Annotated in this window: 15 protein-coding genes; 7 read left to right on the plus strand and 8 right to left on the minus strand. The window is 71.4% G+C overall.

The genetic code is table 11. The features are described from left to right. Positions 1–13 precede the first annotated feature (13 nt). Positions 14–388 carry a hypothetical protein gene (locus AMYAL_RS0108155; protein WP_020630817.1) on the minus strand — a complete coding sequence of 125 codons (375 nt, stop codon included), beginning with the start codon at positions 386–388 and terminating at the stop codon, positions 14–16. Continuing rightward, positions 385–762: a YbaB/EbfC family nucleoid-associated protein gene (locus AMYAL_RS0108160; protein ID WP_020630818.1), complete on the minus strand. Its 378-nt coding sequence runs from the start codon at positions 760–762 to the stop codon at positions 385–387. Before AMYAL_RS0108160 ends, AMYAL_RS0108155 begins: the two co-directional genes overlap by 4 nt. A 120-nt stretch (positions 763–882) precedes the next feature. Between AMYAL_RS0108160 and mycP the strand changes: the two genes are divergently transcribed. Further along, entirely contained in the window at positions 883–2142 is a 1260-nt protein-coding gene (gene mycP / locus AMYAL_RS0108165) for a type VII secretion-associated serine protease mycosin (RefSeq protein ID WP_020630819.1), read from the plus strand. Positions 2143–2442: 300 nt separating this feature from the next. Here mycP and AMYAL_RS0108170 read toward each other — a convergent pair whose 3' ends face one another. Both AMYAL_RS0108170 and AMYAL_RS0108175 read right to left on the minus strand, forming a co-directional pair. Beyond that, positions 2443–2751 carry a hypothetical protein gene (locus AMYAL_RS0108170; RefSeq protein ID WP_020630820.1) on the minus strand — a complete coding sequence of 103 codons (309 nt, stop codon included), beginning with the start codon at positions 2749–2751 and terminating at the stop codon, positions 2443–2445. A 19-nt stretch (positions 2752–2770) separates the two neighbouring features. Next, a complete protein-coding gene (locus AMYAL_RS0108175; RefSeq protein WP_020630821.1) occupies positions 2771–3100 on the minus strand; it encodes a hypothetical protein in 330 nt (109 codons plus the stop codon). A 130-nt stretch (positions 3101–3230) separates the two neighbouring features. On the opposite strand from AMYAL_RS0108175, the gene AMYAL_RS0108180 reads away from it, so the two are divergent. From AMYAL_RS0108180 to AMYAL_RS0108200, 5 genes are read left to right on the plus strand one after another with little or no spacing between them, the layout of a single operon-like run. Beyond that, the gene (locus AMYAL_RS0108180; RefSeq protein ID WP_026466854.1) at positions 3231–7205 is read left to right on the plus strand and encodes a type VII secretion protein EccC; all 3975 of its coding nucleotides are present in this window, start codon (positions 3231–3233) and stop codon (positions 7203–7205) included. Positions 7206–7241: 36 nt separating this feature from the next. Further along, positions 7242–7619, plus strand: a complete 378-nt coding sequence (locus tag AMYAL_RS0108185) for a hypothetical protein (RefSeq protein WP_020630823.1) — start codon at positions 7242–7244, stop codon at positions 7617–7619. A gap of 9 nt (positions 7620–7628) precedes the next feature. After that, positions 7629–9050: a hypothetical protein gene (locus AMYAL_RS47770; protein WP_026466855.1), complete on the plus strand. Its 1422-nt coding sequence runs from the start codon at positions 7629–7631 to the stop codon at positions 9048–9050. Between the two features lie 12 nt (positions 9051–9062). Next, entirely contained in the window at positions 9063–9479 is a 417-nt protein-coding gene (locus AMYAL_RS0108195) for a hypothetical protein (RefSeq protein WP_020630824.1), read from the plus strand. Positions 9480–9489: 10 nt separating this feature from the next. Beyond that, positions 9490–10704, plus strand: a complete 1215-nt coding sequence (locus AMYAL_RS0108200) for a hypothetical protein (RefSeq protein WP_026466856.1) — start codon at positions 9490–9492, stop codon at positions 10702–10704. Between the two features lie 95 nt (positions 10705–10799). On the opposite strand, the gene eccB is transcribed toward AMYAL_RS0108200, so the two are convergent. Then, the gene (gene eccB / locus AMYAL_RS0108205) at positions 10800–12233 is read right to left on the minus strand and encodes a type VII secretion protein EccB (protein WP_020630825.1); all 1434 of its coding nucleotides are present in this window, start codon (positions 12231–12233) and stop codon (positions 10800–10802) included. A gap of 4 nt (positions 12234–12237) precedes the next feature. Further along, on the minus strand, positions 12238–13620 hold the full coding sequence (gene eccD / locus AMYAL_RS0108210; protein WP_020630826.1) for a type VII secretion integral membrane protein EccD: 1383 nt from the start codon (positions 13618–13620) through the stop codon (positions 12238–12240). A gap of 102 nt (positions 13621–13722) precedes the next feature. Here eccD and AMYAL_RS0108215 point away from each other — a divergent pair, with 102 nt between their 5' ends. Next, entirely contained in the window at positions 13723–15147 is a 1425-nt protein-coding gene (locus AMYAL_RS0108215; protein WP_026466857.1) for a serine/threonine protein kinase, read from the plus strand. A 192-nt stretch (positions 15148–15339) separates the two neighbouring features. Here the strand turns inward: AMYAL_RS0108215 and AMYAL_RS0108220 are convergent, their stop codons facing one another. Both AMYAL_RS0108220 and AMYAL_RS0108225 read right to left on the minus strand, forming a co-directional pair. Then, entirely contained in the window at positions 15340–17520 is a 2181-nt protein-coding gene (locus AMYAL_RS0108220) for a transglutaminase TgpA family protein (RefSeq protein ID WP_020630827.1), read from the minus strand. After that, the gene (locus tag AMYAL_RS0108225) at positions 17517–18644 is read right to left on the minus strand and encodes a DUF58 domain-containing protein (protein WP_020630828.1); all 1128 of its coding nucleotides are present in this window, start codon (positions 18642–18644) and stop codon (positions 17517–17519) included. Before AMYAL_RS0108225 ends, AMYAL_RS0108220 begins: the two co-directional genes overlap by 4 nt. Positions 18645–18646: the final 2 nt, after the last annotated feature.

The following is an 18646-nucleotide window of genomic DNA, read 5'->3' on the forward strand; positions in this document are numbered from 1 at the left end:
CCGCGAGCGCCGATCAGCGGACCGACGACCAGATGGCGGCGGCGGCTTCGCTGTCGTGGGCAACGTAGACCGTCACCAGGAGTTCGCCGAGTTCCGCGACCTGGACGTAGAAGCCGGGAACCGTGGCCGCGGCCTCCCTGGCCTTGTCCGGCAAGAACGGCTGCTCCTTACCCGGTGAGGCAGGCTGGTCCTTGCTCGTGAGCAGCTCGGTGAACGCCTTGCCCAACGGGCCGTCACCGATCTGGGTGGCGGCGACCATCCGGTTGTTGTCGCGGGTCCAGCCGTCGCGGAGATCCGCGGCCGCGCCGCGCAGGTTCCCCATGTAGGAGCCGGTCGCGTCCGGGTCCATGTCGGCGACGTCGTCGCCGTTCAGGCTCAGCCAGGTCATCGGCGCTCCCCCGCGATCTGCCGGTCCAGCTGGCGCAGGGCGGGCCCGAACCGCAGATCGGCGGCTCCGGGGTTCTCCGGCACGTGGCCGGCGAGCAGTGCCGCGCACTGTTCCTGCGCGCGTTCGGCGGCGCGGTGGATCGTGTCCTTGACGGACCGGGCCAGCGCGACCGAGTCGGGGGCCCGGTAGACGCGCGGGTCCAGCACCAGCTCGACCAGTTCGCCGTAACCGCCGACGGTCGCGCTGATCAACCCGTCGTCGGATTCGGCGGTCGCCCGCAGTCGCGCGATCCGGTCTTGGGCCGCACGGAGCTCTTCGGCCATCCGACGGTAGTCGTCGTACCTGTTCCCGGACGTCTTCACGGTGCCTCCCACCTGGTCTCCGTCCCAGTCTGCGACCGCCGCACGGCCGCCGAGGCCCGGTGGCAGGTTGCGGCCAGCGGGCGCCGGTCCGCCGGTCGCCGTCCGACGATCGCAAGGGTGAAAAGACATCGGATGCTCGCGGCCGCGACGGCGCTGGTCGCGCTTCAGTGCGGCGCCGTCGCCCCGGCCTACGCGGCCCCGCCCGCGGGGGCCTGCCGCGATCCAGAGCCCGCGCACGCGGAGGTCCAGGCCGAGCCCTGGGCGCAGCGCCTCCTCTCGCCCGAACGGGTCTGGCCGTACAGCCGGGGCGCCGGCGTGCTGGTGGCCGTGGTGGACTCCGGTGTCGACGCGGACCATCCCCAGCTCAGCAGAGCCGGGAAAGTCCAGCAGGGCAGGGATTTCTACCTGCCGGGCGGACTACCCGGCTCCTTCGACTGCGTCTCGCACGGCACCGGGGTGGCCGGTGTCATCGCCGCCGATCCGGTGCCGGGCGTCGGATTCCACGGCATCGCCCCGGACGCGGAGATCCTCCCGGTGCGGATCACCGACCGGGACCTGAGCGACCAAGGCGACTCGCTGCGGATCGATCCGCAGGTCGTGGCCAACGGCATCCGGTACGCGGCGGATCAGGGCGCGAAGGTGATCAACCTTTCCCTGGCGGGGCTGAGCGACTTCCCCGTCATCCGGAACGCCGTCGCGTACGCCGTCTGGAAGGACGCCGTGGTCGTCGCCGCGGCGGGCAACTCGCAGCGGGACGCGAATCCCGGACTGCCGTCCTACCCCGCCGGCTACCCCGGTGTGCTCGGGGTGGGCGCGGTGGACATCGACGGAGCCCGGATGACCGCTTCCCAGATCGGTCCCTACGTCGGGATCACCGCGCCGGGGGCGAAGGTGCTCGCCACCACACGGGCGGGCGGTCACGCCTACGTCGACGGGACCAGTTTCGCCGCGCCGTTCGTCTCCGCGACGGCCGCGCTGGTGCGGTCCGCGTGGCCGAAGTTGTCGGCGGCGCAAGTGATCCAGCGGCTGAAGGCGACGGCGAGCCCGGCGCGGGGCGGCAAAGCGAGCGAAGCCTACGGCGCGGGACTGGCCGACCCGTATCGCGCGGTGACCGACGGACTCGACACGGCGAAGCCCGCGGCCCTGCCCGCGTATACACCGGGACCGGTCGACCAAGCGGCACTCGACCGGGCCGAGCGGCTCCAGGAGACCGGAACGGTCGCGAAATGGCTCACCGCCGCCGCGATCGCCGCGATCGTGGTAGCCGCGCTGGGCGTGACCGTCGCGCTGCGCGGCCGCCGTCGTCGCTGGCGGCCCGGCAGGGTGGCGCCGCTGCCCGCCGAACCCGCCGCGGTCGAGCCGCCGGAGCAGATCTTCCTGCTCCCGAAGTAGCTCCTCGGGGTGGTCGTGACCGGCGCTTCGGGTGATCGAGAGGTGAGGCCGAGGTGGCGTCGCGTCTGAACCCGCGGTGCGCGAAGACGTGACTCGCGTGATCAGGAACGGATCACGCGTGATCAGACGGCGAACTCGGTGATCGTCGTCTGATCACGCGAGTTCCGTCTCTGATCACACGTGATCGCCGCCTGATCACGCGTGATCGCCCTTCGATGGCCCCGCCTGCCACCCGACCGAAAAGAAGGCCCCGGCGAGCCGAAGCTCGCCGGGGCCTCTTCGTCCTTAATGGACTCTCAGTCACAGGCCCTTGAGCAGCTGTGCCGCCTGCCGGGGCGCGTCCAGCAGGATCTCGTGGGCGTCGCCCACTCCCTTCGCCTGTCCCAGCTGGACGTTGAAGTTCTCGTTCGCCTTGACCAGGTCGCTCTGCACCTGCTGGTTCAGCTCGAAACCGTAGCCGGAACGGACATCCGAGTCGTACAGGAACTCGAAACCGTTCCGCTGCTGGCTGACGTTGTCGATCTGGTGGTTCGCGTCCTCGGTGAGGGAACTCACCATCATGTCGCCGTTTTCCCGGCTCGCGGTCACCCGTCCCTGTTGCGTCACCATTGCCAGTCTCCCTTCCGAATTACATCCTGGCCAAGAGGCCGTAGGTCGCCGATCCCTGTGACACCCGCGACGCTTCCGAGTCGTGGTCGACGATGATGCCCGCCGCGGTGTGCATCCCGTCCGTGGTGTCGGACGCCTGCCCGACATGCATTCCGGTCGCGCCCTGACGCGACGTGTCCACATCGCACATGGCGGGGACGAAGGTCCCGCTGCTCGCGGCGGCTCCTTCTTCCATCGCGGACGCGACCTTCTTGGAACCGTCCGCCATGTTCTGGCCGAATTCCGAGAGACTCACGGCCTGGGCACGCAACGCGATGGTGTCGTCGTCGATCTGATCCCAGTACGACATGCTCGATTCTCCTTTCCTTGCTGTCCCGAACTCTTCCCGAGGCTAGGTCGGCGGGCCGCCGTACTCGGGCCCGCGGCAAGTTCCTGCCAAGGCCGCCGGAAGGCACGTGTCTTCGCGGACGATCGGGAACGTGGCGACAATCATGGTGAAACGACCGAGCCGACGGCCCGCTCCGGAAATGCCGGCCGGTGAGCTGATCCTGCAGCCGCCGCCGGAGATCCCGCCGCCGCCCGCGCGGCAGTGGACGCAGATCTTCATGGTGCTGCCGATGGTGGCGATGATGGCGGCGATGCTGCTGATGTACTCCGGCAGCATGACCGGGCAGATCCGGTTCGTCATCTACGGCCTGATGGGCGTCGGCATGCTCGGCATGGTCGTCACCGGTTTCCTACAGGGCGGAGGCCCCAGCAAACGGGAAATGGCCTACGCCAGGCGAAAGTACCTGCGCCACCTTTCCCAGCACCGGTTGCGGCTGCGCCGTTCGGTGCGCAGGCAGCGCGAGGCGATGGAGTACCTGCACCCGGACCCCGCCACGTTGTGGTCGCTGGCTTCGAGTTACCGGCTGTGGGAGCGGCGCAAGAACGACCAGGACTTCGGCATCGCCAGGATCGGACAGGGACCGCAGTCGCCTTCGCTCGGCCTGATCGCACCGGACACCAAACCGCTCGAAGAGCTGGAACCGTTGTCGGCGCTGGCCTTGCGCCGGTTCATCACCACCTACACCACGGTGGGCAGGCTGCCGATCGCGATCGCGGTCAACGGGTTCAGCCGGATCTTCCTGCGCGGCGACCGTGCCGCGTCGCTCGGCGTCCTGCGCGCGATGCTGGCGCAACTGGCCACCTTGCACTCCCCGGACGACCTCCGCATCGCGGTGTGCGCCGGGCAGGACCGGTACGCCGACTGGGACTGGGTCAAGTGGCTGCCGCACGCGCTGCATCCGGAACGCACCGACGCGCTCGGCCCGCTGCGCCTGGTCGCGCCGGGCATCCAGGGGCTGGAATCGATGCTGGAAGAGGAACTGGGCAAACGCCCGCGCTTCGACCCCGAGGTGGATGTCCGGGTACCCGGCCCGCATGTGGTGGTCGTCCTCGACGGCGGCTCGGTCGCGGGCTCCGACCACCTGATGACCGGCGGCGGCGTCGAAGGCGTGACGGTGGTCGACCTCACCACGATGCCGCCGCGCGCGCTGGACCGGACCTCGGTGGTGCTGGCGGTGGACGCCGGCGGCGCGCTGGTCAGCGAGACCATCGACGGCGAAGCACCGCTCGGGCAGGCGGACACGCTCGGCCCGGTGGCCGCCGAAGGGCTGGCCAGGCAGCTGGCCCCGCTTCGGCTGACCGCGGGCCTGCCCGGCGAGGCCTCGCTGACGTCGGAGCTGGGGCTCGCGGAACTGCTGCAGCTGGGGGATCCCTACGACTTCGACCCGGCAGACACCTGGCTGCCGAGGCCGAACCGGGACCGGCTGCGGGTGAAGCTCGGGATCCAGGCGGACGGCGCCCCGATCGAAATCGACCTGAAGGAGTCGGCTCAGGAAGGAATGGGCCCGCACGGCCTGCTGATCGGCGCGACCGGCTCCGGCAAGTCCGAGCTGCTGCGGACCCTGGTGCTGGCGCTGGCCGTCACCCATCCGCCGAACTCGCTGAACTTCGCGCTCGTCGACTTCAAGGGCGGCGCCACCTTCGCCAGGCTGGACGCGCTCCCGCACACCAGCGCGGTGATCACCAACCTGGCCGACGAACTGCATCTGGTCGACCGGATGACCGACGCGATCAACGGCGAACTCATCCGCCGCCAGGAACTGCTGCGCGCGGCCGGGAACTTCTCCTCCTTGCGCGACTACGAAAAGGCGCGGGCCGCGGGCGCGCCGCTGCCCGAGGTCCCGACCCTGCTGGTGATCTGCGACGAGTTCTCGGAACTGCTGTCCGCCAAACCCGACTTCATCGACATGTTCGTCCAGATCGGCCGCGTCGGCCGCTCGCTGGGCGTGCACCTGCTGCTCGCCTCACAACGCCTCGACGAAGGACGGCTTCGCGGGCTCGAAGCCCATCTGTCCTATCGCGTCGGTTTGCGGACCTTTTCCGAAATGGACAGTCGCGCGGTGCTCGGGGTGGCCGACGCGTTCCACCTGCCCCGTGCTCCGGGACACGGCTTCCTCAAGGTCGGCACCGAGCCGATGGACCGGTTCCGCGCCGCCTACGTCTCGGGCGTCTACCAGCGCGACAACGGGATCCCGCTGCCGTCGGCCGGACGGGAGCAGCTGGAACTGCACGAGTACACGACGTCCTATGTCGCTCCCGACGTCGCTTTCGACGAACTGGAGGAAGCCGCCCCGGCGGAGGACCAGGACACGGCCGTCGGCGAGACCCTCCTCGACATCCTCGTCGACCGCCTGGAAGGCCAGGGCACGCCCGCGCACCAGGTATGGCTGCCGCCGCTGGACGAATCGCCGACCCTCGACGCGCTCCTGCCCGGTCTGACCGTCCACCCCGGTCGAGGGGTGACCGCCGGCGGTCCCGAACTCGCCGGCGCGCTGCGGCCGGTGCTCGGGATCGTCGACCGGCCGTTCGAGCAGCGGCGCGACCTGCTGACCCTCGATCTGTCCGGTGCGGCAGGCCATCTGATGGTGCTCGGCGCGCCGCAGACCGGCAAGAGCACCGCCGTGCGCACGCTGATCACCAGCCTCGCGCTCACCCACACCCCGCGTGAGGTGCAGTTCTACTGCCTGGACTTCGGCGGCGGCACCCTCGCTTCGATCAGCGGCCTCCCCCATGTCTCCGGTGTGTCCGGCAGGCTCGACACCGGCGCGGTCCGCCGCACGATCGCCGAGGTGGCCACCCTGCTGGCCGAACGGGAACGGATGTTCGCCGAGCACCGGATCGACGGCATCGTCACCTACCGGCGGCTCCGGGCCGAAGGCAAGTTCCCGCAGCATCCGCACGGCGACGTGTTCCTGGTGGTCGACGGCTGGCTGACGCTGCGGAACGACTTCCCCGAACTGGAGGAGACGGTCAACGACATCACCGCGCGCGGCCTGTCCTTCGGCGTGCACGTGGTGGCTTCGTGCACCCGCTCGTTCGATCTGCGGATGAGCGTGCGGGACCTGTTCGCCAGCAGGCTCGAACTGAAGATCGGCGATCCGATCGACTCGGCCATCGACCGCCGCGCCGCGATGAGCGTGCCGTCCGGCGCGCCGGGCCGCGGACTCGCCATGCAGGGACACCAGATGCTGATCGCCCTGCCCCGCGTCGACGGCAAGGCCGAAGCGGACGACCTCGCCGAGGGGCTGGCCGCGCTGGTCGAGACCGTCCGCACAGGCTGGCCGGGCGAACCCGCGCCTTCGGTCCGGCTCCTGCCGGGAGTCCTGCGGTACGAGGAACTCCCGGAATCCGACCGGACCACCGGCCCCGACGCCGGAATCGCCGTCGGGATCCACGAAAAGGATCTCTCCCCGTTCCGCCTCGACTTCGGCGCGGACCCGCATTTCCTCCTGCTGGCCGACACCGAATCGGGCAAGACCTCCTTCCTGCGGCTGCTGGCCCGCCGGATCACCAGGGCCTACACGCCCGAGCAGGCCAAGATCGTGCTGATCGACCACCGCCGCGCGCTGCTCGGCGAGGTCGGGGACGAGCACCTGCTCGCCTACGGCACCGGCGATACGCACAGCCGGGGGCTGCTGACCGAACTGGCCGGGATCTGCGAACAGCGGCTGCCCGGACCGGACATCACGCCCGAGCAACTGCGGGCGCGCAACTGGTGGTCGGGACCGGAGATCTTCGTCCTGGTCGACGACTACGACATGGTGGCCACGCACAAGGAGCATCCGTTGCTCCCGCTGCTGAACCTGGTCGCGCACGGGGCGGACGTCGGTCTGCACCTGGTGCTGGCCCGCCGGACCGGCGGCGCCGGGCGCGGGATCTTCGAACCGCTCTTCGGCCGCGTCAGGGAAGTCGGCGCGCCCGGTCTGATGATGTCCGGCGACCGCGACGAAGGCCCGCTGCTCGGCGGTATGCGGGCTCAGGTGCTGCCGCCGGGCCGGGGCTGGCTGATCGACCGCCGCGGCACCAAGGGCCTGGTCCAGCTGGCCTGGCTGCCGCCGGGTGAATAGCTCTTTCGGAAAAACAGACGATTTCAGAGGTGGGCGATGGGATACGGCGATCACACGGACGGCGACACCGCGGCGATGGAGGCGTTCTCGGAACGGGTCCTCACCCTGGTGCAGGACATCCCCGAAGCTCTCCGGTACAGCGTGGAACCCGCGTGCGCCGGCGGGATGGGCGAATGCGGGGATCTGACCGACATCGAGGCCAAGGTCACGCACCAGCTCCAGAAGTTCATCACGGACGTCAGGTACGGGCTGCACGCGTACGGCCTGTTCGTCCGGGACGAGGGGCAGAAATATCTCGCCGCCTCGGACAGCGCCAGACGGGAGATCCTGTCGAACGTCGCGAAACGGCAGGACACCGGTCTCCCCGAGGTCGCCCCCCAGTTCCCGGTCGCCGTCGTCGGCGTGCAGAAGTAGGAGACGCCGATGAGCTACAAGGGTTTCCGGGTCAAGGACCAGTTCGACCGGATCCGGGCCGAGGTCCGGCACGCCGACAAACTGGACGGCACGGCCAAGATGCTGGACGAGGCGAACCAGTGGATCGACGACAAACTCGTCCGGTTCGGCAACGAGGTCGACACCCTCGTGCACGACGGCCACTGGGGTGACTCCGCGGGCGGGGCGTTCGCCGCCCGCGCGGAAGAGGACCTCGGTTCCCTGCGCACGTGGACGGTGGAGACCAAACAGGTCACGGACTACCCGATCCCGGTTTCGCCGACACAGAACGCCTACGCCGTCCGGGACGCCGTCGACGGGATCGCCCTCAGCGGTGTGGCCCGGCTTCTCCGGACGCTGGCGAGTCACGTCCGGACGACCTACGACTACGCCGCGGGCCAGGCCGAAGAGTTCTTCCGCCTCGACGACGAGCAGAAGGCCAAGCAAGAGAAGGACTACAGCGACCGCATCGGCGGGCAGCTGGACCAGCTGGCGTCGGAGTACTTCCTCGTCTCGTACTACGTGCTGCCCCAGGCGATCGGCCGGGACTGGACCGGGCCGAGGGCGTTCGTTCCCTCGGCAAGCCAGGACTCGACCGGCGACGGCACGGGCCCGGCCGGAACCGCCACGGACGAGACCGGGGCAGGCACGCCCGCCGAGCCCGCGACACCGGCCGAGCCCGCTACCCCCGTCACCCCGGAAACCCCCTCGGAGGAGGAAACACCGCAGTCCCTCATGGAAGCCGCTTCGTCGTTGCTGGACAGCGGTTCGGGGGCGCTGGACGCGGCGAGCAGCTTGCTGCAGCAGCTCGGCGGTGGGGGCACCGAGCTGCCCGGCGATCACAGCGGTCTCGAACCCATCAAGCCCGCTCCGCTTCCCGGTCTGCCGGATTCCCTTGGCCTGCCGGGTGATTCGTCGGGACTTCCCAGCCTGGCCGGTCTGGACACCGGCGGCGCGGGGATCGGTGGCGGCGGCGGAGGTGGCGTTCCCTCGACGACGGGCTCCGCCCCCTTGTCCGCCACGAGCGGCCTCGGCGCCGCGATACCGGGAGCGCCGCTTTCCGGCATCGGGACGACGTCGGGAGCCGCCGGGGTGTCGCGCGCGACAGGCGGCGGGACGGCGGCTCCGGGAATGATGCCCGCCATGCATTCGCCGCACGCCGGCGGAGGGACTTCGTCGAGCGGGATCCGTCCCGGAGCCGCGGAGCAGGTCAACGCCGTCCGATCGCGGAAACCCGACAACACACCGGGTGTTTCGCTGCGGGGCCGGACAGGACGCGCGAACCCCGCCACCCCGCCACCCGCCGCCGAACGGCGGTGGGACGGCGAGAACACCGTCCAGTTGCTCGACGAGGAACTGTGGCAGGTCGGCCCGACCGGGCACGACGAACCGAAATACCGCACCGGACAGTAAAGGAGGGGGCTCATGCCCGATTACGTCGACGGTGACCCCGAGGCGATGGCCGCCTATTCGGGAAAGCTCAAAGCGCCGGCGTTGCCCGGTTCCCTGGCCAGGCCGGGCAGCGGCCTGAATGTGACCGGGTTGTTCGAAGGAATCGCGATGACCTTGCTGGACAAGGCCGCGACCGCCGAGATGACGGCCTTCCTGGCGAAGATCACCGAAGATCTCGCCACGGACTCGGTGAAGGTCAAGGCCATCGCCGCGGGCTACACGGCCGCGGACGCGGCGAGCGCGCTGAAACTGGCCGCGTCGTCCTTCAAGGTCGCGGAGAAGGGTTTGAGCCTGCTGAAGCAGGCGTCGAGCTCGATCAGCCAGGCCCCGCAGTCCCAGAACGCATCCACCGAGACCCCTGCGGCCGACGGCTCGCAGGCGAGTGTCTGAGGAGCCATCGATGATTCCCTACCAGCTTCTCCCCATCGAAATGCACGATGAGATGGCGCGCGCCGAAGCAGGCAAGGTCCCGGCCATGCTCGAAGCCGCGCAAATGTGGACCGAAATACGCGCCTGGATCGACACCACCGCCGCCGAGGTCAGCACCCGTGTCGGCGAGCTCTCCCCGGAATGGACGGACGACGCCGGTCGTCAGCACGAAGAGAAGGCGCAGCGGACGCTGGCCGAACTCAAGTTCTGGGGCGACCGGATCGACCTGGCCAAACCCGCCGAAACGCTGACGACCCTCGCCTCCGACGTCACGGCCACCGCGGCCGCGGTGGCGGCGCTCCACGCGGAGTACCGCCTCGCCGTCCTCAACCCGCTCGGCGCGCTGGCGGCTTTGGGGATCCAGCAGGCGTCAGGCCTGAAAATGACCGAACTGGGCGGGCATTTCGACACCTCGATGCTCAGCGTCTGCGCGGCCGCGGGCATCCAATCGCCGTCGGATCTGCTCCCGGCACAGGAAGCCGTTTCGGCGAAAGGGAATTCCCCGACCGACTTCCTCGCCGCCGCCGAGGCCGGGATGGACGCGCTCACCGAATTGCAGGGCCTCGCCGAGACCGCGGGTTCGTTCGGCGGTGGGACGGGCGCGGAGGGGCTGAGCGGGCAGAGCGGGCTGGGCGGGCTGGGCGGGCAGAACGGCTCGTCCGGACTTTCGCTGGCGGGCCTCGCTCCCTTGCCGTCCACGGGAAGCTCGCTCCCGTCGCTCGGCGGGCTCGGCGGCGGGCTGCCCGGTGGTTCCGGTCTGCCCCCGATGCCGTCGGGACTGTTCGGCGGGATCGGCGCGGCGGGCGGGATCGGCGGCCTCGGTGGCGCCGCGAAGCCGGTCGCCGGGAAGCGTGCGCCCAGCTTGGCGTCCGAGATCCAGCCCGGCGCCGCGAACACGGGAAGCGCGAAATCCGCGGGGACGGGGGTCCCCCCGATGATGTCGCCCCAAGGCGGTGGCGGCCAGGCCACGGCGGGCACGCTGCGCCCCGGTTCGAGCGACCAGCCGACCGGGCGGAACGGATCGGGCAAGCGGACGTCGTCCGGCAAGAGCGACGGGGTTCCGGCGAAGCTGCGCGGCCGGGCCGCCGTCGGCGAACCGGACACCGGATTCACGCTGGCACGCGCCCGGCAGCAGGATGAGCCTGGCTCCGCGCAAATCCTGGACGAAGACCTCTGGCGGCGCTGACCCCACCGTCGGCAAAGTCCGTGAAGGCCTCCTTGAGGGACTCTGAGTCCCTCAAGGAGGCCTTCACGGACTTCCATACGTAGTGCGCAGGGGGGCTAGCCGCCCAGGGTTTGGCGGCGGGCGGCGGAAGGGTCGAGGCTCGGCCCTTCCGGCAGCCGGGCCACCAGACCGGCGGGCAGCCGCACCGGACGCGCGGCCGGGTACCCGAGCATCTTCAGGACCTCGGGTGAAGACAGCGGATAACGGCGTCCCATGTCGGTCACGACGGTCAGCGTCCCGGCCGGGGCCTGCGCCGAAGGCATCGCCTCGACGACGATCGCACCACCCGGCGGCACGTGGACACGGTCCGCGAGCGGTGTCCCGCCCGCGGTCCGCCGGGCGGTGGTGGACATCGGATCCGCGGCGGGCAGTGCCGGATCGACGGTCAGCGCGGGGGCCGCGGAGCCGTCACCGAAAGTGGCGCACACGGTGGCGTCCCGGTCACGCAGGCGCGCGATGGCCGGACGCGTGGCGGGCGCCGCGCCCGCTTCGGCCTGGATCGGATCCAGCTGCCGGGACATGGTCGCCAGCGAAGGCGGCAGCGGCACGGTCTTCGGTTCGGTACCGGGATAGGCGGCGATCAGCTGGGCGCTCGCGCGCTGGACGTCGTACTGCAGTTCGGAGATCGGCCGCAGGGCGTCCCGTTCGGCGAGGTAGTGCTGCTGTCCGCCACCGGAGGTCTGCACCATCAGCAGCATCCCGTTCCGGATGTCGGCCCGGCCCGGTACCGCGGTGGACACCTCGCCAGCGGCCGCCACCGGCAACGGCCCGATCGGCGCGCCCTCCGGGAGCACGTCGAGCCACGCCATGCCGACCCGCGCCCACGGCTCGGCGGTGAGCGCCAGCCCGGTGCCGACGGCGCCGTAGTCGTTGATCCGGTGCCGGTGCCCGCGCCACACGACGAACCGGTCGCCGGTCGACGTCGATTCCACCAGCAGCGCCTGATCTCCCAGTCCCGCGCCGCCAGACGGCGAGGCACCGGCCAGCAGCACCGATTCCTCGATCCGGCTGCCCGCCAGGTCGCTCGCGGGCGCGGAACACAGCGACCACGCCCCGGTGAGCAGTTTTTCGGGGCCGGGCAGGCCGTCCGGCGCGTCGGCGATGCCGATCCGGGGCCCTCGCGGGACTCCGGCGAGCGAATCGCGCGAAACCCGTTCCGTGGTGCCGTGTTCGCCGAGCAGCAGCAACGCGGACGCGTAGTTCGCGACCGGGTGCAGCCGGTCGTCGAGGTAGACGTACCGGGTACCGCTCTCCTTCTCCACGATGACGGCGGCGTTCTTGCGCCAGGCGTTGTTCCCGCCGGGCACGATCATCCCGTAGACCCCGACGCACGCCAGCGCCACGATCGCCACCGCGATCCCGGCGAAGGTGGCTCCCGACGGACGGCGGAACGGCGGCTGTTCCGGATCGGTCTCCCTGGTCACGAGCGCGGAAATCGCGCGCTGCACCAGGAATTGGTACGCCTGCAGCTGGTCTCGTTTGGACGCCATGGTTTCAGCCCCCCAGTCCGCGCACGTAGCCGTACAGGCCGAGCACCGAGCACGCCACCGGGACGACGGCGATCATCACCAGGATCTCGAAGTACTCGGCGATCCGGCCGAGGTACGGGTTCGCGGCGCGGGTGCTCAGCACGACACCGGAGGCGATCACGCCGGCGGCCACCGCCAAGGACAGCGGCCCGGCCAGGACGAGCAGCAGCGAACGGTCCGTCATGAGCGGGCCCGCGAGCAGGCATCCGGCGCCGAAGATCCCGGTCACCAGCAAGAGGGAGCGCTGCCGCAGGATCGGGTACAACCTCGCCCGCACCAGGGAACCGGCCGCGAGCAGGGCGACGAGGATGACCGCGGCCCCGCTGTCGCTGCGGATCAGCTGCAGCTGGCAGTACAGGACGACGATCGCCGCGCCGCCGAGCATGCCGGTGAGCAGCGCGTCCGCTCTGGCCACGGCGGCGTGCACGAGGTCAAGCGGTGGCTGGGGATCGTCGCGGACGAGGTCCGCGGTCGACCTCGGCAGCACCGGCATCGGCACCCGGCCGAGCCGCAGCGCCAGTGGCGCGAACGTGGTCGAGAGCGCGAGCACGCCGCCGCCGATCACGGCCGCCGACCGGTAGCCCGCGAGGTCGTCGAAGGTGGCCAGCCAGCCGCCGATCACCCCGAGCAGGCCGACGGTGGCCGCCCCGGCGAACAGTTCCGGCGCGGCGGTCACCCCGAGGTGGCCGACGACGGCCGCGAGCAGCAGCGCCGCGCTCCCCAGCAGCAGATGCCCGGCGGACAGCTCCCCGATCGGGTCGTCACCTGCCAGCAGCAGACCGCCGCCGGTGAAGGCGAACGGAAGCGCGACGGCGGCGATCACCGCCCCGGCCCCGGCGTCGCGCAGCGCCCGCGCGAGCAGGACGCCCGCGGCCAGCAGCAGCGCGGAGACCGCCAGCGCCCAGGACGCCGGTGACGTCCACGGCGGGCCTGCGCGCAGCACCGCGAGCAGGCCGAACGACATCGCCAGCGCGCCGACGGCGAGCCCGGCCCGCCGCGTGTGCCGCGGCCCCCAGGCCAGGCCGGTGAGGCCGGAACCGGTGGCGATGGCGTCCACGAGGTCGTCGTATTCGGGCTCCGGCCATTCGGCGCGGCGCGGCGTCAGATGGAGGATCTCGCCGTCCCGGACCCGGTGCGCGCCCAGCGTCCGGTCCAGATCGAAGGCGGACCCGTCGGCGCGGCGCAACTGCCAGCCGCCGCCGGCGACCCCGTCGTCGGCCATCCCCTCGCCCGCCCGCGCGAGCAGGCCGGGGAGGATTTCGGCGACGGAGGCGTGTTCCGGCAGCGCCATGTCGATGCGCCGGTGCGGAGTGGTGATGGTGACCCTGACCAGGCCGGCAGTCTGCATGGGGAAAGAGTCCGCCGCCGACCGGACGGCCGGGCGGCCACGGCAGGAACCTGCCGCCGGGAAAGTGCGACGGATCCGGCCTTCTTGCGCGACAATGGGGTCATGGACATCCAGACCCCCGGCGGACCGAGGCTGCTCGCCCAGGGCCCCATCGCCACCGTGTACGCGGGCCGGGATCCCGCCACGGGCAACGACTTCGCGGTCAAGATGTTCCCCGGTTCCTTCGACCGCGAGACCTCGGCGTGGCTCGAACGCGAACGGAAGGCGCTGGCCGCGGTGCGGTCGACGAGGTCGGTCCTGCAGATCGACGAGGTCCTTTCCCATCCCGACGGCCGGTCCGGTTTCCGCCGCGAACTGTGCCAGGGTTCGCTGGCGAATCTGCTGGATTCCGGTGCCCGGCTTGGTGTTCCCGACGTTCTCGCCCTCGGCGCCGCGATCGCGTCGGCGCTCGCCGCGGCGCACGGGGCCGATGTCGTGCACGGCGGAGTGAGCCCGCACAACGTGCTTTACCGCGCGTCCGGCGAGTTCGTGCTCGCCGACTTCGGGGTGGCGCTGCGGCGGCGGTTCCCGCGCGACCCGATGTACTCGGTCGAGTACACCGCGCCGGAAACCCTGCGCGACGACACGCTTTCCCCCGCGTCCGACCTTTATGGACTCGGCGCGGTGCTCTACGCCGCGTTGACCGGCACACCGCCCTTTCCCCGGCACACCGGTCAGCAGCCCGGCGAGCGGATCCTCCAGGTGCTGCGGGAACCGGTCGCCCCGATCCAGGATCCCGGTGTCCCCCAGGAACTCTCCGCGACGATCCTCCGGTTGCTGGCCAAGGAACCGGCCGACCGGCCACAGGACGTCGCGTCGCTGGCCCGGCTGTTCACGAAGCTGCGCCTGCCCGGCGGAGAGGTCGTCACCCCGGAATCCGCTGACGCGCCAGGCGAAGAAGAAGACACCGAGGTCGAGTTCGACGACTTCGCCAACGTCCGGCGCCCCGCCGTCCCGGCCCAGCCGGTGCACGCGGCCCCGGCGCCGGTCCAGGTGGTGCAGGCGCCGCCGCCGGGCGGCCGCACCCTGGTCCGCGAGTTCAGCGGCCCCCTCAAGACCGAACGCGGGATTCCCTGGCGGCCCGTCGCCCTGGCGTGCGCCGGGGTGCTCGTCGCCGGGGTGGCCGTCGTGCCGCTGTTTCTCGGCCCGGCCGAGATCGGCGGGCAGGCCGTCCCGGTGGCGGCGGCGACCCCGCCTCCCGCACCGGCTTCCGCGCCTGCCCCGGACGTCAAGCTGGCCCTCGCCCCGCCTCAGGATCAGAGCGATCACGTGCAGCTGACCTGGACCGCGGAAGGCGAACTGGACTTCGTCGTGATCATGGCGGGCGAGCGGCTCGAGACGAAACAGCTCGTCGCGCACCGCCAGCGCAGCCTGGACATCCCGGTCGACCCGGCGCGCCGGTACTGCTTCCAGCTGCGGGCGACCGACGGCCGCCACATCTACACCACCGAACCGGTCTCGATCCGTGGCGCCCGCTGCAACCCGTGAGCCGCGCGTTTCGGACGGAGGCAAGTCCGTGAAGGCCTCCTTCCCTACCTTCAGGGTTGGGAAGGAGGCCTTCACTACTTGGCCGCGGGCCAGGGGCCAGCAGTGTCGCGAAAGCCACTTTCGGGACGTCACATGTCGCGAAAGTGGCTTTCGCGACATGTGACGAGAGATGAGATGCGGGTAAAGCGTCCTTCAGCCGCGTTTCCCGGACCGCCCCTTGATCGGCACCAGGGTCCGCGGCTCGAGTGCCGCCAGCACCCGAGCCGCGAACGGTCTGGTGGCCAGCCCCCGGCGCACTTCGCCGACCTCCTGCCACGCCCTCCGGACGGCGCCGTCGCCCACCGGGACACCGGACCACAGCGTCACGTCCAGCACCTTGGCCAGCCTGGCGACAGGCTCGCGAATCCCTTCTCCGGCAAGGGATCCCGCCGACTCGGCGAGATCCCGCGGCGTCATCCCGATCCGGAACGGCACACCGTGCGCGCGCAGCCGGTCGCGAATCTCGTCCCAGGCGCCGAGCACCCCTTCGGCCCCGGACCGGCGACGCCGCCGACGGGCACGGACCACCTTCGCCACCGGGACCCCGAGAAGCCACAGGAGTCCTAAAAGGACGATCAGGGCGGCGGTCGCGAGCCACCACCAGCTCGCGCCCGCGTCGGCGTTCTGGCCCTCGGCGGTGTCCGCGGGCGTGCCCGGCGGGAGCTGGGGCGGCCGCAGTTGCTGTTCGGCGGGCAGCTGGGCCCGCGCCCGTGCGACGGCCTTGCCGGAAGCGGCCTGTTCCTGCCCCGATTTGCCTGCCGCGGCGGTCGGGTCGAGCGGCACCCAGCCCGCCCCGGCGACCGCGACTTCGGGCCACGCCAGGACATCCCGGTTCCGGACGACGCGCATCCCGCCGTCGGTCTCGGCCGAACCGCGGAATCCGACGACCAGCCGGGCCGGGATGCCGCTCATCCGCGCCAAGACGACGTACGCGGCGGCGAACTGCTCGCTCGTGCCCCGTTTGCTCTCCAGCAGGAAATGCCGCAGCTGCGGCCAGCCGTGCCCGGTCGGCAGCTCGTCCGAGCCCGCCGCGAGCAGATAATTGGTGCTGAGGAACCGTTCGAGCTGCAGTGCGGACTGGAACGTCGGGCGAAGACCGCGCACGGCGTCCTTGGCCAGCTGCTCGACCTCGGGCGGCACCGTGCCGAGCCCGCCGAGCCCGCCCGGCGCCTGCGCGTCGACCTCTCTCGGACCGAGATCGACGTCGGGCGAAGACCAGCTGAGCCGGTAGTGCCGTTCGGGCCCCGGCGACGGCGATTCCATCAGCAGGGTGCCCGCGGCCTGGTCCACCAGCGGCGTCACCCCGTCCACCCCGGTGAGGTCCTGATGACTCGGCAGCCACGGTCCCGCGAGCCCGCGCACCTTCAGTTCGGCGGTGCCACTCGCGCCGCCGAGAGCGCCGTCGAGCCCCGTGCCGAGCCGCTGGAGCCGGGAATCGGACAGCCAGTTCGCGCCGTCGAAACCGTTCAGCACGATCAGGCGCCATTGATCGACGGGAGTGTCACTGCGGTAGCGGAACACCTCTTCGCCCGGCTGGGTCAGCCGATGGGCGATGTCGTCGAGCGGATTGCCGAGTCTGTTCCTCGGCGGCGGCGCGGCCTGGGTGTCCTTGAGCGTCAGCGGCTCCTGGCCGATCGGGTCGAGCCCGGCGAACGCGACCGATCCGGCAATCAAGGCGGCCACGGTGGACAGTGCGGGCCAGACCGCCGATCCCGTCAGCCGCCAGGAGAACCACGCTCCGCCGGGTGTCCGGCTCACCGCCCGGACGCGACGGCCCGACCACAGCACCAGCCCGGCGGGCAGCGTGTACCCCAGCGCCGCCGCCACCGCGCCGATGCCCGTCAGCGCCTGATACGCCTGCGCGAGCCCGGCGACGACCAGGCTCGGCGCGAGTGCCACCAGCGGCTTTTTCAGGCGCAGCAGCAGTTCCAGCCCGAGCACGACGGCGAGCAGCACCGACAGCGGGACGAACAGGAGCTGATCGGGAACCGGCCGCGCGGGCCAGGTGGACTGCAGGGTGAGCTGCCAGCCTTCGGTGAGTCCGCGCGCCACTCCTTGTAGTGAAGCGAGGGTGGGCAGGAAGGCGAGAGTGGTCGAGCTCAGCACCGTCTCGATCAGGCCGAGCAGCCCCAGGAACGCGACGAGCAAGGGCCGGTAGGGAACCAGCTTCGGGAACTTCGCGGTCAGCTCGGCGCAGCCGTAGCCGACGAGGACGACCACGAGCACCGGGACCAGCAGCGGCCCCCAGCCGAACACCGGCGCGAACAGCAGCCCGGCGGCACCGGTCGCGCCGAGCAGCCCGGCGACCGCGATCCGGTCGAATCCGGCGCTCATGCCTTACCCACCAAGGAGTTCCACTGTGCCGCGGCGCCGGCGGCGTCGACCGCGACGATCAGGCCACCGGCACCCGCCGACGGCCTGAGGTCACCGAGCCGGACCACGGTGTCGGGCCGCCAGCGGGCGGCGTGGCCGAGGTCGGCGTCCGGGCCGGTGATCAGCACCAGCACCCCGCCGGGGCGGTGGGCGGCGGCCAGCGCCGAAGGCAGCAGCGGCGCCTCGTCCGGCGCGTCCTGGGTGACGAGCGCGAGTGCGTCCAGCAGCGTCCTCGCCGCGCGCACCCCGCTGTCGGTCAGGGTGTCCGCGCCCGCGGCGGTGATCAGGCGGCAGTGCTGACCCGCCGACGCCGACGCGTAGAACAGGGAAGCCGCCACCTCGACGGCCTCTTCGAAAACGGCGGGGCGCATCGACGCGGGCCGGGTGTCGAGCACGGCGGTGAACCGCGGCTGGGCCGGATCGGCGTACTCGCGCACCATGAGCCGCCCGGTCCTGGCGGTCGCCTTCCAGTGCAGATGCCGGACCTCGTCGCCGATCACGTACTCCCGCACCGCGCGCAGATCCGCCGAACCGCGCAGCGGCGGGTCGGTGATCGGGCCTTCGTGGTGGTGACGCGGATGCCCGGCCTGCGCCGCGCGCACCGCGTGCCGTCGCGGATGCACCCACAGCCACGCGGTGCTCCCCACGGTCCGGTCGCCGCGGGCGAGGTCGAACAGGTCGGGCCGGTGCACGGTGAGCGGGCCGACCCGCAGCTTCCCGCGTACCGTCGTCGGCAGTTCGTAGTGATACGTCGCTTCCGCGCCGGGCGCGAGCGGGCGGACCCGCAGGCTGTGCGTTTCGGTCCCGATCCCGTCCCCCGCGGCGAATCCGCCGTGACGTCGCGATCCGGTGTTGCGCACGACGAGCGAGGCCAGCGCGGGCTTCCCGCGTTCGACCCGGTCCGGCCGGACGGTCCGGCCGATCTCCACCTGCGGCCGGAACCTGGTGGTGGCCAAGGCGATCAGCACCGCGCCCGCCGCGATCCCCGCGAAGGCGCGGAAGAACGTGTACCCGGCCAGCTCGCCGAGGGCGTAGAACCCGGCGGCGAAGGCGAGCACGATGACACCGCGGCGGGTGAGCCGCACGG

This window comes from Amycolatopsis alba DSM 44262 (assembly GCF_000384215.1).
In the GTDB taxonomy this organism is placed as follows: Bacteria; Actinomycetota; Actinomycetes; order Mycobacteriales; family Pseudonocardiaceae; genus Amycolatopsis; species Amycolatopsis alba.